Origin of the sequence: Azospirillum sp. A26 (assembly GCF_042604635.1) — a bacterium.
GTDB lineage: Bacteria > Pseudomonadota > Alphaproteobacteria > Azospirillales > Azospirillaceae > Azospirillum > Azospirillum palustre.
The window spans coordinates 2,021,505-2,034,090 of record NZ_CP170473.1; the positions used below are offsets into that span (position 1 = coordinate 2,021,505).

Annotated in this window: 13 protein-coding genes; 5 read left to right on the top strand and 8 right to left on the bottom strand. The window is 69.4% G+C overall.

Annotated elements, in window-relative coordinates:
* The first annotated feature begins 87 nt into the window (after positions 1-87).
* Together ABNQ39_RS23175 and cueR are read left to right on the top strand one after the other, a co-directional pair.
* Entirely contained in the window at positions 88-2,541 is a 2,454-nt protein-coding gene (locus ABNQ39_RS23175) for a heavy metal translocating P-type ATPase (RefSeq protein WP_376960927.1), read from the top strand.
* Positions 2,542-2,549: 8 nt separating this feature from the next.
* Positions 2,550-2,936 (top strand): Cu(I)-responsive transcriptional regulator, encoded by a 387-nt coding sequence (gene cueR, locus ABNQ39_RS23180; RefSeq protein ID WP_376960929.1) that lies wholly within the window; start codon positions 2,550-2,552, stop codon positions 2,934-2,936.
* Positions 2,937-2,984: 48 nt separating this feature from the next.
* Here the strand turns inward: cueR and ABNQ39_RS23185 are convergent, their stop codons facing one another.
* Both ABNQ39_RS23185 and ABNQ39_RS23190 read right to left on the bottom strand, forming a co-directional pair.
* The gene (locus ABNQ39_RS23185) at positions 2,985-3,182 is read right to left on the bottom strand and encodes a hypothetical protein (protein WP_376960931.1); all 198 of its coding nucleotides are present in this window, start codon (positions 3,180-3,182) and stop codon (positions 2,985-2,987) included.
* A 3-nt stretch (positions 3,183-3,185) separates the two neighbouring features.
* Positions 3,186-3,371, bottom strand: a complete 186-nt coding sequence (locus ABNQ39_RS23190; RefSeq protein WP_376960933.1) for a hypothetical protein — start codon at positions 3,369-3,371, stop codon at positions 3,186-3,188.
* 162 nt (positions 3,372-3,533) lie between these two features.
* Here ABNQ39_RS23190 and ABNQ39_RS23195 point away from each other — a divergent pair, with 162 nt between their 5' ends.
* Positions 3,534-4,949 (top strand): MFS transporter, encoded by a 1,416-nt coding sequence (locus ABNQ39_RS23195; RefSeq protein WP_376960935.1) that lies wholly within the window; start codon positions 3,534-3,536, stop codon positions 4,947-4,949.
* Positions 4,950-4,953: 4 nt separating this feature from the next.
* On the opposite strand, the gene ABNQ39_RS23200 is transcribed toward ABNQ39_RS23195, so the two are convergent.
* The 4 genes from ABNQ39_RS23200 to metX form a co-directional block, all read right to left on the bottom strand.
* The gene (locus ABNQ39_RS23200) at positions 4,954-5,523 is read right to left on the bottom strand and encodes a PRC-barrel domain-containing protein (RefSeq protein ID WP_376960937.1); all 570 of its coding nucleotides are present in this window, start codon (positions 5,521-5,523) and stop codon (positions 4,954-4,956) included.
* A 224-nt stretch (positions 5,524-5,747) separates the two neighbouring features.
* Positions 5,748-6,002, bottom strand: a complete 255-nt coding sequence (locus ABNQ39_RS23205; RefSeq protein ID WP_376960939.1) for a DUF3072 domain-containing protein — start codon at positions 6,000-6,002, stop codon at positions 5,748-5,750.
* Between the two features lie 77 nt (positions 6,003-6,079).
* A complete protein-coding gene (gene metW / locus ABNQ39_RS23210; RefSeq protein ID WP_376960941.1) occupies positions 6,080-6,688 on the bottom strand; it encodes a methionine biosynthesis protein MetW in 609 nt (202 codons plus the stop codon).
* Positions 6,689-6,709: 21 nt separating this feature from the next.
* A complete protein-coding gene (gene metX / locus ABNQ39_RS23215) occupies positions 6,710-7,927 on the bottom strand; it encodes a homoserine O-acetyltransferase MetX (RefSeq protein ID WP_376960943.1) in 1,218 nt (405 codons plus the stop codon).
* A 235-nt stretch (positions 7,928-8,162) separates the two neighbouring features.
* Here metX and pheA point away from each other — a divergent pair, with 235 nt between their 5' ends.
* Positions 8,163-9,059 carry a chorismate mutase gene (pheA, locus tag ABNQ39_RS23220; protein ID WP_376960945.1) on the top strand — a complete coding sequence of 299 codons (897 nt, stop codon included), beginning with the start codon at positions 8,163-8,165 and terminating at the stop codon, positions 9,057-9,059.
* Positions 9,060-9,209: 150 nt separating this feature from the next.
* Positions 9,210-10,301: a histidinol-phosphate transaminase gene (hisC, locus tag ABNQ39_RS23225; protein ID WP_376960947.1), complete on the top strand. Its 1,092-nt coding sequence runs from the start codon at positions 9,210-9,212 to the stop codon at positions 10,299-10,301.
* Positions 10,302-10,364: 63 nt separating this feature from the next.
* Here hisC and ABNQ39_RS23230 read toward each other — a convergent pair whose 3' ends face one another.
* Positions 10,365-11,657: an amidohydrolase family protein gene (locus tag ABNQ39_RS23230; protein ID WP_376960949.1), complete on the bottom strand. Its 1,293-nt coding sequence runs from the start codon at positions 11,655-11,657 to the stop codon at positions 10,365-10,367.
* Complete coding sequence (locus ABNQ39_RS23235) at positions 11,657-12,580, bottom strand: ABC transporter permease (protein WP_376960951.1); 924 nt, start codon at positions 12,578-12,580, stop codon at positions 11,657-11,659. The genes ABNQ39_RS23230 and ABNQ39_RS23235 overlap by 1 nt, the downstream gene beginning before the upstream one ends.
* Positions 12,581-12,586: the final 6 nt, after the last annotated feature.

A 12,586-nucleotide genomic window follows, 5' to 3' on the forward strand; every position in this document is an offset into this window, starting at 1 on the left:
CCGATCTGCGGCGATCCGCCCCTTGACCTTCCAATCGCTGGAAGCCCCATATCCCGTCATGCCGAGCGGAATCGAAGGAGAACCGGCATGACCACGACCCAGCACGACAGCAGCCCTGCGACGACCGCCGATCTCGACCTCGGCGTGTCGGGCATGACCTGCGCCTCCTGTGTCCGCCGGGTGGAGAAGGCGCTGGGCCGGGTGCCGGGCGTCACCGCCGTCTCGGTCAATCCGGCGACGGAGCGGGCGCGGCTGAGCTTTGCCGGTCCGCCCGATGCCAGGGCCGCGGCCGAAGCCGTCGAGGCCGCCGGCTTCCATGCCGAACGGCGCGAGTTCGACCTGTCGGTCACCGGCATGACCTGCGCCTCCTGCTCCGGCCGGGTGGAGAAGGCGTTGAACCGGCTACCCGGCGTTGACTCGGCGTCGGTCAATCTGGCGACCGAGCGTGCCCATGTCGTCGCCTTCGCCGGCAGCCTCGACATCGCCGATCTGGTCGCCGCGGTGGAGAAGGTCGGCTACGGCGCGGCCCCGGTCGCGCAAGGCGGCGGACAGGCGGAAGAGGAACTGCGGGCCGACCGCAGCCGGCGCGAGCTGCACCATGTGCTGATCGCCGCGGCGCTGTCGCTGCCGCTGCTGGCCGGCATGGCCGGCGACCTGTTCGGGGCCGACTGGATGCTGCCCGGTCCGGTCCAACTGGTGCTGGCCAGCGTCGTGCAATTCTGGCTCGGCGCCCGCTTCTACCGCGCCGGCTGGAACGCGCTGCGGGCGGGGGCCGGCAACATGGATCTGCTGGTGGCGCTCGGCACCTCGGCGGCCTGGGGGCTCAGCCTCTATCTGATGCTGACGGCCCACCCCGGACACGAACCGCACCTGTATTTCGAAGCCTCGTCGGTGCTGATCACCTTCGTGCTGTTCGGCAAATGGCTGGAGGCGCGGGCCAAGGGCCAGACCGCGGCGGCGATCCGCGCCCTGATGGATTTGCGCCCGGCGACCGCCCGGCTGCGCCGCGACGGCGTCGAGACCGAGGTGCCGGTGGAGCGCGTCCGTGTCGGCGACCACGTGGTGGTCCGCCCCGGCGAACGGGTGCCAGTCGACGGCCGGGTGGTCGAGGGTTCCGGCGGCGTCGACGAATCGATGCTGACCGGCGAGAGCCTGCCGGTCGACAAGGAGCCGGGTGCCCGCGTCACCGGCGGCTCGATCAACGGCGACGGCCTGCTGGTGGTGGAAACGACGGCGGTCGGCACCGAAACCATGCTGGCGCAGATCGTCCGCATGGTCGAGGGCGCCCAGGCGTCGAAGGCGCCGATCCAGCGGCTGGTCGACCGGGTCAGCGCCGTGTTCGTCCCGGCGGTTCTGGCGGTGGCGGCGCTGACGCTCGCCGGCTGGTGGATCGTCGGCGGCGATCTGGAGGCCGCCATCGTCACCGCCGTCTCGGTGCTGGTCATCGCCTGCCCCTGCGCGCTGGGTCTGGCGACGCCGACCGCGATCATGGTCGGCACCGGCGTCGCCGCCCGCCACGGCATTCTCATCAAGGACGCCGAGGCGCTGGAGCGCGCCCATGCCCTGACGGCCGTCGCCTTCGACAAGACCGGCACGCTGACCGAAGGCAAGCCGCGCGTCACCGACCTGATCCCGGCAGACGGCACCGACGGCGAAACCCTGCTGCGCCTTGCCGCCGCCCTCCAGGCCGGCAGCGAGCATCCGCTCGCCCATGCGCTGCGCGACCGCGCCGCCGCCGCCGGCATGGCGCCGGGATCGGCGAGCGGTTTCCGCGCGCTGGCCGGCCGCGGGGTCATCGGCACGGTGGCGGGGCGCCACCTGCAACTCGGCAATGCCCGCGCGGTGGCGGAGGCCGGTTTGCAGCCGGGCGCCCTCGCCGAGCAGGCGGAGGAACTGTCGGCGAGCGGACGCACCCTGTCCTGGCTGATCGAGGTCGGCGAGGCACCGCGCCTGCTCGGCCTCGTCGCCTTCGGCGACACGGTGAAGGACAGTGCCATAACCGCCATCGCCTCGCTGAAGGCGCAGGGGGTCGAGCCGGTGATGGTGACCGGCGACGGCCAAGGGGCCGCCCGGTCCGTCGCCGCGGCGCTCGGCATCGAGCGGGTGTTCGCCGAGGTGCTGCCGGGCGACAAGGCCGCCGTGGTCGCGACCTTGAAGGGGGAGGGCAAAATTGTCGGCATGGTCGGCGACGGCATCAACGACGCCCCGGCGCTGGCCGCCGCCGATGTCGGCATCGCCATGGCGACCGGCACCGACGTGGCGATGCACAGCGCCGGCGTCACCCTGATGCGCGGCGACCCGCGTCTGGTCGCCGGTTCCATCGACGTGTCGCGCCGGACCTATGCCAAGATCCGGCAGGGGCTGTTCTGGGCCTTCGCCTACAATGTGATCGGCATCCCGCTGGCGGCGTCGGGCAACCTCAGCCCGGTGCTGGCGGGAGCGGCGATGGCGTTGAGTTCGGTCAGCGTGGTGGTGAACGCGCTCACCCTGCGCGGCTGGACGCCGCCCCAAAATGAGCCCGAGAATGGGGATTCGCGATGAGAGACGGCATGACCATCGGCGACGCCGCCAGGGCGTCGGGCGTCAACGCCAAGCTGATCCGCTATTACGAATCCATCGGCCTGATCCCGGAGGCCGGGCGGACGGCGTCGGGCTATCGCGTCTACAGCGACCGCGACGTGAATGTGCTGCGTTTCGTCAAGCGGGCGCGCACGCTGGGCTTCGGGATCGAGCGCATCCAGAAGCTGGTCGGGCTGTGGCAGGACCGCTCTCGCTGCAGCTCGGAGGTCAAGCGGATCGCGCTCCAGCACATCGACGAGCTGGAGGCGAAGATCGCCGAGTTGCAGGCGATGCGCGACACGCTGCACGAGCTTGCCGACGCCTGCCACGGCGACGAGCGGCCGGACTGCCCGATCTTGAAGGATCTGGCGTCGTGAGGTAAGCGCCCTCTCCCGGGGCGGGAGAGGGCTTTACACCCGATCCACCTACCGCTTCGTTTTCGGATCGTGGGTGTGGTGGAGGTCGCGTTCGCCGCCGCCGCCGGATGTGCCGGACTGGGGACCGTTGGTCGGTTCACCCGGGTGCGGGTGCTTTTCCACCGCCGGTTCCGGCTTGTCCGCGTTCTGCTGGCTGCTGCCGGGGCCGCCATGGTGGCGGTCGGTCGCCTCGTTGCGCTTGCTCATGCCTCACCGATCCTGCTGATAACCCTGGTGGGTGGTGTTCTGCCGGCTGTTGCCCTGCTGGTCCTGTTCCTTGGTGTTGGGGGCACCGCGGTTGCTGACGCCGTCGTCAGGCGAGGCGCTGGTCGCCGGCTCGCCGGGCCCCTTGTCGCTCCGGCCCTCGGGCGGGACGGGCGGGATGTGCTTGGTCATGGTGGCGCTCCTTCCTGTTGGCTCGCGTTTTCTTCCAACAGAAGGAAGGTGGAGGGGTTCCGGCCGGACATGGACCCAGCCCTGCGCTCCGCGTCCGCAATGCTTTCATGCGAAATTGCTGCGACCGCGCAGAGTGGATCGGACTCTATGCTGATCCCCACCATGCCAGATCTCCCCGTCCAGCCTCTCGCCCCCACCCAATCCGCAACCCGCAAGCCGCCGGCGACGGCGTCCGACGGGCTGCCGATCCCGCAGCGCTATTGGGCGATGACGGCGATGACCGTCGCGCTGATCATGGCGGTGCTGGACGGAGTGGTCGCCAACATCGCCCTGCCGACCATCCAGCGCGAGTTCGCGGTCGATGCCGCCAGCGCGATCTGGGTCGTCAACGCCTATCAGCTGGCGGTCACCGTCTCGCTGTTCCCGTTCGCGTCGCTGGGCGACATCATCGGCTACCGCAAGGTCTACTGGTTCGGGCTCGCACTCTTCACCGTGGCGTCGCTGGCCTGTGCGCTGTCGCCGAACCTGCCGGTGCTGACCGCCGCCCGCGTCGTGCAGGGCATCGGCGGGGCTGGAATCATGAGCGTCAATCTGGCGCTGGTCCGCCACATCTATCCGTCCACCCATCTCGGCCGCGGCGTCGGCTACAACGCGATGATCGTCGCGGTGTCCTCCGCGGCGGGGCCCAGCCTCGCTGCGCTGATCCTGTCGGTGGCCTCCTGGCCCTGGCTGTTCGCCGTCAATGTGCCGCTGGGGCTGGCGGCGCTGGCGGTGGCGGCGCGGGCGATGCCGGCGTCGAACCCGGCCGGTCACCGCTTCGACTGGCTGAGCGCCGCGCTGAACGCCGGTATGCTCGGCCTGCTGATCGTCGGCTTCAAGGGGGTGGACGGCAGCCAGCCCTACTGGCTGGTGGCGGCGGAACTGCTGGCGGCCCTGACGCTCGGCGTGACGCTGGTGCGGCGCGAGCTGTCGCAGGCGGCCCCCCTGCTGCCGGTGGATCTGCTGCGCCGCCCGGTCTTCGCCCTGACGGTGGTGACCTCGGTCTGCTCCTTCGCCGCGCAGAACATCGTCTTCGTCGCGATGCCCTTCTTCTTCGAGGATGTGCTGAACCGGTCGCTGACCGAATCCGGCCTGCTGATGACGCCCTGGCCGCTGGTGGTGGCGCTGGTCGCGCCGATCTCCGGCCGGCTGGCCGACCGCTACGAGCCGACGCGGCTGGCGGCGGCGGGCCTGCTGGCCTTCGCCGCCGGCCTCGCTTTGATGGCGCTGCTGCCGTCCGACCCGTCGACGCTGGACGTGGTCTGGCGGATGGCGCTGGCCGGCTTCGGCTTCGGCCTGTTCCAGACCCCGAACAACAAGGTGCTGGTCAGCAGCGCGCCGAAGGAGCGCAGCGGCGGCGCCAGCGGCATCCAAGCGACCGGCCGGCTGCTCGGCCAGACGCTGGGCGCCGCCACGGTCGGACTGGTCTTCACCGCCATCGGTAAGGCGGACGGCAGCGTCGTGGTGCTGTGGCTGGGCGCCGGGCTGTGCCTCTTCGCCTGCCTGACCGGCATCTTCCGCCGCCGCCCGGCCGCCTGACCGGTTACGGCTTGGGCTGCTGGCTTTCCGGCCGGGTCAGCGTCGGTTCACTGCCATAGGCGAAGGTTGGCGCCTTGTCGAGGTCGGCCTGCCCGATGTCCAGCATCGGCCCGTCGGGACCGTTGGCGAGCGTGCCGGCCGGCAGCGCCACCAGCTTCTCGCCCAGCCCCAGCACCTCGTTCGGCGCCACCACGATGCGATCGACCCGGTCGCTGCTCGGGTCCATGGTGAAGTCGAGGATGCGGCCGGCCATCTGCCCGTCGCGGGTGCGCAGCTCCGTCCCCACCATCGCCCGCGCCTGCTCGGGATTGAGTGCGGCGGAGGGCAATGCCGCCACCGGCGGTGACGAGCCCTGCGCGCCCGTCACCGGTGCTGCGGGATTCTGCACCTCCTGCGACGGCGCTTCGCCGCTGACCCCCGGCGGTGAGGCGATCTGTCCGGTTGCCGGCTGGTCGTCCGGCCGCGGCGCGGTCATCAGCGGCGGCGAGGTGGCGACGCCCGGCGCGGTCTGGGCGAAGGCGGTGCCGGTCAGCAGCAGCGCCGCGGCCGGAACAAGCATGAGGGGGCGGAGCATGAGGGCGACCCTTCCGTTCGGATTCAGGTATCGCCTTGGTTAACAGCGCAGAGTGCCTTTGGGTTGCCGACATGAATCCGCGCCTGTCTCCCTCTCCCCCCCGGGGAGAGGGTCGGGGTGAGGGGGATGCACATGCCGGACTTGTTGGAGAATCCTCGCCGCGCGCCCCCCTCACCCTAACCCTCTCCCCGGGGGGGAGAGGGGATATTGCGTTGCTTCCCCCCTCACTTCCCGCGGCCGGTCTTGTCCTGAAGCGCGTCGATGCGCTTGGACGCGTCCGCCTTGGTCAGGCCGTCATCGAAGGCTTCACCGGCCTCTTCGCTCAGCGTCTTCAGGTACGAGGCCTGGGCCCCGGTCATCGGCTCGTCGCCGGTGGTCCAGTCGTCGGGGTTCTTGTCGCGGTTGGAATGGTCCTCGCCGGTCTTCGGATTCTCGTGGCCGGCATGGTCATGGGTATCGGCGGTGTGCTTGGTCGTCATGATGCGTGCCTCTCGAAGGGGAACGCATCATGAACACATCTGGAGGCGGAAAGTTCCCGTCCCCCGTCCCGAAAACCTCAGCCATTCCGTCGCAGCAGGAAAACGCCCTGTTCGCCCAGTAGGTTGGCGAAGCCGGAATGGGCGTGGCTGGTCACCCGGCCGGCGCGGTTGATGATCCGCGTCTGCTCGATGGTGATGCCCATCTCTTCCGTCAGCACGACGAAGTCGCGCAGCGTGCAGAAATGGATGTTGGGGGTTTCCCACCACTGGTAGCCCAGCTTTTCCGTCACCGGCATGCGGCCGGTCAGCATCAGCTGCATGCGGACGCGCCAATAGCCGAAATTCGGCACCGACACGATGGCGCGCCGGCCGATGCGGCACAGCATCTCCAGCACGTCGCGCGGCTGCTTCATCGCCTGAAGCGTCTGGCCCAGGATGACGTAATCGAAGGCTTCCGCCGGATAGTCCTTCAGGTCGGTCTCGGCATCGCCCTGGATCACCGACAGGCCGTGCGCCACGCACTGGCGCACGCCGTCCATGCTGAGTTCGATGCCGCGCCCGTCGACATTCTTGGTGTGGGACAGATGATCCAGCAGGGCGCCGTCGCCGCAGCCGACGTCCAGCACGCGGCTGTTCGGCTCCACCATCTCGGCGATCAGCTTCAGGTCGTCGCGAATGTCCACCATGGTCGGTCGTCCAGTCCCAAATCAGCGCGCGCGGCGGCGGACGGACAGGCCGCGATGCTCGGCGCAGCCCTCCAGGAAGCCGTGGATGACCTGATGGAACTCCGGCTCGTCCAGCAGGAAGGCGTCATGGCCCTTGTCGGTCTCGATCTCGACGAAGCTGACATTCCCGGCGACGGCGTTCAGCGCATGCACGATGGCCCGCGATTCCGAGGTCGGGAACAGCCAGTCGCTGGAGAAGCTGGCAAGGCAGAAGCGCACCGGCGTGGTCTTGCCCCCCGGCCGGAAGGCGTTGGCCAGCGTGCCCCCGGCATCGGCGGCGAGGTCGAAGTAATCCATCGCGCGGGTGATGTAGAGGTAGGAGTTGGCGTCGAACCGCTCGACGAAGGCCGCCCCCTGGTAGCGCAGATAGCTTTCCACCTGGAAATCGGCGTCGAAGCCGTAGGTGATCGCCTTGCGGTCCTGCAGATTGCGGCCGAACTTGCGGTGCAGGGCCGTTTCGGACAGGTAGGTGATGTGCGCCGCCATGCGGGCGACGGCCAGACCGGCCTCCGGCTTGGTGCCTTCCAGCAGATAGTTGCCGCCGCGCCATTCCGGGTCGGCCATGATCGCCTGGCGCCCGACCTCGTGGAAGGCGATGTTCTGCGCCGAATGGCGGGCGGCGGTGGCGATGGGCACCGCGGCGAACACCGATTCGGGATAGGCGACCGCCCATTGCAGCACCTGCATGCCGCCCATCGAGCCGCCGATGACGCAGAACAGCTTTTCAATGCCGAGATGTTCGACCAGCAGCTTCTGCGCCCGCACCATGTCGCCGATGGTCACCACCGGGAAAGACAGGCCATAGGGCTGGCCGGTGGCGGGATCGAGATCCTTCGGCCCGGTGCTGCCCAGGCAGCCGCCCAGCACGTTGGAGCAGATGACGAAATAGCGGTCGGTGTCCACCGGCTTGCCGGGGCCGACCAGCATCTCCCACCAGCCGGGCTTGCCGGTGACCGGATGCCTCTCCACCACGAAATGGTCGCCGGTCAGGGCGTGGCAGATGAAGATCGCGTTGGACTTGTCGGCATTCAGCGTGCCGTAGGTCTGGTAGGCGATCTGGAAGCCGCCGATCTCCACCCCGCTGTCCAGCCGCATCGGCCGGTCGCCCGCCAGACGCACGCGCTTGCCCGGCATGGTGGAGCTGTCGGCGACCGTGGCGGGGACCAGGGGAGGCTGCTGCGCGGTGGGAGGCGCGGACATGTCGTTTCTTGCCTTGGACGCTGTTCTGGGCAAACGGTTTTGGGCGAGCGGTTTGGCCTTCGGGCGTTCCGCTGCCGGAAGCCTTGCGGCGCCTTGGCGGAGACCGCCGGCGAGCTGTGGCGGAACGGGAGCGTATAGCTACGAAGCCGGCCTTCGGAGTGTCAATGTTTTCTTTGATTTCAGGGCGCATGCGGACTACTACTAACCGGCTCTGCATTCGATGGTTTTTTGACCCATGGCTTCCGCCCGGACCCCGCTCGACGATTTGCGCCGCGAAATCGACCAGATCGACGACGCGATCCATGACCTGCTGATGCGCCGCGCCGCCGTGGTGGAACGCATCGGGGCGGCCAAGGGCAATGGCGCGGCCGAAGCCGGCGCCCAGCCCGTCTTCCTCCGCCCGGCGCGGGAGGCGACGATCCTGCGCCGCCTGATGGCCCGCCATGCCGGCACCTTCCCCGCCCAGGTCGTCGTCCGCATCTGGCGCGAGATGATCACCGCCTTCACCCGCATGCAGGGTCCCTTCGCCGTCGCCGTCTATGCGCCGGAGGACCGCCGCGGCTTCTGGGATGTCGCCCGCGACCATTTCGGCGGCTTCGTGCCGATGACCGCCGTCAACACTCCCGCCGCAGCGCTCCGCGCCGTGTCGGAGGGGACGGCGACCGTCGCCGTGGTCCCCTATCCGGCCGAGGACGATTCGGATCCCTGGTGGCGCTTCCTGGTGTCGGCCGACGCCGGCCGGCCGCAGGTGGTGGCGCGTCTGCCCTTCGGCGGGCGCGGCAATGCCCGCGGCGAGAACCGCGACGCGCTCGCCATCGCCGCCGTCCCGCACGAGCCGACCGGCGACGACCGCACCCTGCTGAGCATCGAGATCGGCGGCGACCTCAGCCGCGGCCGGCTGAAGGATTCGCTGGAGGCCTGCGGCCTGCCGCCGGTCGGCTTCTGCACCTGGCATCCGGCCGGCCACGCCACCGGGATGAGCGGCGGCGGCCCGTCGGTCCATCTGGTCGAGATCGCCGACTTCGTCGGCCAGGGCGACCCGCGCCTCGCCAAGCTGCTGGAACGCTCGGGCGACATCCCGGTGCGGGTCAACGTCGTCGGCGGCTATGCCGTGCCACTCGCTCTGGGCTGATGTGCGCGAATGAGGCGAGCCGCCGGGGCAGCTCCTGCCTTATCCTGCCGGCCCTCGTGGAACGTTGGAACAGTGCCGTCGGCAGTGTTTCATCCTGTTCCACCCCATCCATGAACCGCCCATCCACCATCGTCGGAAGGTAAGCAGACCATGACCCAGCCGAACGGCCCGCAGCCGCGTCCGGGGATTCTCGACATCGCCGCCTATGTCGGCGGCGAGCATCAGGGTCATATCCGCCTCGCCTCCAACGAAGGGGCGCTGGGGCCGAGCCCGAAGGCGATGGAGGCCTATGCGGCGGCGGCCGGGACCCTGCACCGCTATCCGGACGGCGGCTCGGCGGCGCTGCGCGGCGCCATCGCCAAGCGCTTCAACCTGGATGCCGACCGCATCGTCTGCGGCGCCGGGTCGGACGAGATCATCAGCCTGCTGATCCGCTCCTATGCCGGGCCGGGCGACGAGGTGCTGTATTCGCAGTACGGCTTCCTGATGTACCCGATCGGCGCCAAGTCGGTCGGCGCCACCCCGGTGACGGCGCCGGAGGACGGGCTGACCGCCAGCGTCGACAACCTGCTGGCCCGCGTCACCCCGCGCACCCGCCTGGTCTTCCTCGCCAACCCCAACAACCCGACCGGCACCTATCTGCCGGCGTCGGAGGTGGCGCGGCTGCATGCCGGCCTGCCGCCGGACGTCATCCTGGTCATCGACGCGGCCTATGCCGAATACATGAACAAGGACGACTACACCGCCGGCGAGGAGCTGGTGGAGCGGTTCCCCAACGTGGTGATGACCCGCACCTTCTCGAAGATCTTCGCGCTGGGCTCGCTCCGCATCGGCTGGTGCTACGGTCCGGCCGGGATCGTCGACGTGCTGAACCGGGTGCGCGGTCCCTTCAACGTGTCGAACGCCGCCCATGTCGCCGGCGTCGCCGCGGTTGAGGATACCGAGTTCCTCGACCGTTCCCGCCGCCACAACGAGCAGTGGCGCGAGTGGTTCTCCGCCACCGTGCAGGAACTCGGCCTGACGGTGCATCCGAGCGTGACCAACTTCGTGCTGGTCGATTTCAAGGGCCAGCCCGCCGGCAAGGACGACGCCGAGGCCGCCCGCCAGTTCCTGAAGGCCCGCGGCATCCTGGTCCGCCAGATGCCGTCCTACGGCCTGCCGAGCTGCCTGCGCGTCACCATCGGCACCGAGCAGGAAATGCACGCGGTGGCCGACGCGCTGCGGGACTTCCTGAAGGCGTAACGGCTTCCCGACACAGAAAAGCCCGCTGGAACGGCCGTTCCGGCGGGCTTTTTCATGTTCGCCTCACCCCCGCTTCAGCAGGAAATCGACCGTTTCCGGCCGGCCCGGCAGGTCGAGCCTGGCCTGTACCGGCTCGCAGCGGCTGACGATCCGGCCGCGGCGCAGGACGAACAGGCGGGCGGCGCGGGTGCGGATCGCCTCCACCGGGTTGCCGGCCTGGAGCACCACCAGATCGGCGTTGCAGCCGGGCTCCAGCCCGTAGCCGTCCAGATGCAGCAGCTTGGCCGGGTTGACAGTCACCGCGTCGAAGGCGGCCTTGATGCCGTCCTGCCCGGTCATCTGGCCGACATGCAGGCCCATATGCGCCACCTCCAGCATGTCGCCGGAGCCCAGCGGATACCAGGGGTCCATCACGCAGTCATGGCCGAAGGCGACGGTCAGCCCGGCGGCCATCAGCTCCGGCACGCGGGTCATGCCGCGGCGCTTGGGATAAGTGTCGTGGCGGCCCTGGAGGACGATGTTGATCAGCGGGTTGGCGATCACCCCCAGCCGCGCCTCCGCCATCAGCGGAATCAGCTTGGAGACATAGTAATTGTCCATCGAATGCATGGAGGTCAGGTGCGATCCCGTCACCCGGCCGTGCAGCCCAAGCCGTTGCGTCTCGTAGGCAAGCGTCTCGACATGACGGGACAGCGGGTCGTCGCTCTCGTCGCAATGCATGTCGACCAGCAGCCCGCGCTCCGCTGCGATCTCGCAGAGCAGCCGGACCGAAGCGGCGCCATCGGCCATGGTCCGCTCGAAATGCGGGATGCCGCCGACCACGTCGACGCCCATGTCGAGCGCCCGGACCAGCAGCTCCTTCGCACCCGGCGCACGGAGAACACCGTCCTGAGGGAAGGCGACCAGCTGCAGGTCGAGATAGGGGGCGACACGCTTCTTGACGTCCAGCAGAGCTTCGGTCGCCAGCAGGCGCGGATCGCAGATGTCGACATGGCTGCGGATCGCCAGCAGCCCGCGCCCGACCGCCCAGTCGCAATAAGCGAGCGCCCGCTCGACGATGGCGTCCTGGGTCAGCTGCGGCTTCAGCTCGCCCCACAGCGCGATGCCTTCCAGCAGGGTGCCGCTCTGGTTCACGCGCGGCAGTCCGTAGCTGAGCGTGCTGTCCATATGGAAATGGGCATCGACGAAGGGCGGGCTGACCAGCCGGCCGGTGGCGTCGATCTCGGCGCCCGCCTCGCCGGCAAGATTGGCCTCGACCGCGGCGATGCGGCCGTCGCGGATGCCGATGTCGATGCCGCCATCGGTGCTGCCACGGCCATCCGGCAGGGTGGCGCGGCGCAGGATCAGGTCGAACATCAGCGTTCTCCTTTGCGGTACGGGATCATCAGGGCGCGCGGATAGGAGGCCCGGCGGGCCACCAGCACCAGCGCCAGGATGCTCAACAGATAGGGCATCATCAGGAACAGCTGGTAAGGCAGAACGCCGCCGCTCGCCTGCTGCAACCGCAGTTGCAGCGCGTCGAACACCGCGAACAGCAGGGCGCCGAGCAGGGCCTTGCCCGGCCGCCAGGAGGCGAAGACCACCAGCGCGATGCAGATCCAGCCGCGCCCGTTGACCATGTTGAAGAAGAAGGCGTTGAAGGCCGACAGGGTGAGGAAAGCCCCGGCCAGCGCCATTAGCGCGCTGCCCGCCACCACGGCGCCGATGCGGATGGCGGTGACGTTCAGCCCCTGCGCCTCGGCGGCGGCCGGATTCTCGCCGACCATCCGCACCGCCAGCCCGACCGGGGTGCGGTAGAGGACATAGGCGACCACCGCGACCAGCAGGAAGGCGAGGTAGGTCAGCGGTGTCTGGGCCAGGGCGCCGGGCAGGGCCAGCGGCTGGAACGGTTCGACGGTCGGCGGGGTGCTGGCCTGCGGCAGGACGAGGCGGTAGACGAAATAGGACAGGCTGGTGCCCAGCAGGGTCACGCCGATGCCCGTCACATGCTGCGACAGGCCGAGCGGCACGGTCAGCGCCGCATGCAGCAGGCCAAGCAGCGCGCCGCAGGATGCTGCGGCCAGCACGCCGGTCCACAGGTCGGCGCCCTGATAAACCGCCATCCAGCCGGCCATGGCGCCTAGCGTCATGATGCCTTCGATGCCGAGATTCAGTACGCCGGCCCGTTCGCATACCAGCTCGCCCAGCGTGCCCAGCACATAGGGGGTGGCGATGCGCAGCACCGCGGTCCAGAAGGCGGCCGACAGCAGGATGTCGAGGATGGTCGACAGGAAATCCATAACCCC

Bases quoted from the DNA above. Each gene is read 5' to 3' on its own strand.
- ABNQ39_RS23175 (WP_376960927.1), top strand. From the start codon at position 88: ATGACCACGACCCAGCACGACAGCAGCCCTGCGACGACCGCCGATCTC.
- cueR (WP_376960929.1), top strand. From the start codon at position 2,550: ATGACCATCGGCGACGCCGCCAGGGCGTCGGGCGTCAACGCCAAGCTG.
- ABNQ39_RS23185 (WP_376960931.1), bottom strand. From the start codon at position 3,182: ATGAGCAAGCGCAACGAGGCGACCGACCGCCACCATGGCGGCCCCGGC.
- ABNQ39_RS23190 (WP_376960933.1), bottom strand. From the start codon at position 3,371: ATGACCAAGCACATCCCGCCCGTCCCGCCCGAGGGCCGGAGCGACAAG.
- ABNQ39_RS23195 (WP_376960935.1), top strand. From the start codon at position 3,534: ATGCCAGATCTCCCCGTCCAGCCTCTCGCCCCCACCCAATCCGCAACC.
- ABNQ39_RS23200 (WP_376960937.1), bottom strand. From the start codon at position 5,523: ATGCTCCGCCCCCTCATGCTTGTTCCGGCCGCGGCGCTGCTGCTGACC.
- ABNQ39_RS23205 (WP_376960939.1), bottom strand. From the start codon at position 6,002: ATGACGACCAAGCACACCGCCGATACCCATGACCATGCCGGCCACGAG.
- metW (WP_376960941.1), bottom strand. From the start codon at position 6,688: ATGGTGGACATTCGCGACGACCTGAAGCTGATCGCCGAGATGGTGGAG.
- metX (WP_376960943.1), bottom strand. From the start codon at position 7,927: ATGTCCGCGCCTCCCACCGCGCAGCAGCCTCCCCTGGTCCCCGCCACG.
- pheA (WP_376960945.1), top strand. From the start codon at position 8,163: ATGGCTTCCGCCCGGACCCCGCTCGACGATTTGCGCCGCGAAATCGAC.
- hisC (WP_376960947.1), top strand. From the start codon at position 9,210: ATGACCCAGCCGAACGGCCCGCAGCCGCGTCCGGGGATTCTCGACATC.
- ABNQ39_RS23230 (WP_376960949.1), bottom strand. From the start codon at position 11,657: ATGTTCGACCTGATCCTGCGCCGCGCCACCCTGCCGGATGGCCGTGGC.
- ABNQ39_RS23235 (WP_376960951.1), bottom strand. From the start codon at position 12,580: ATGGATTTCCTGTCGACCATCCTCGACATCCTGCTGTCGGCCGCCTTC.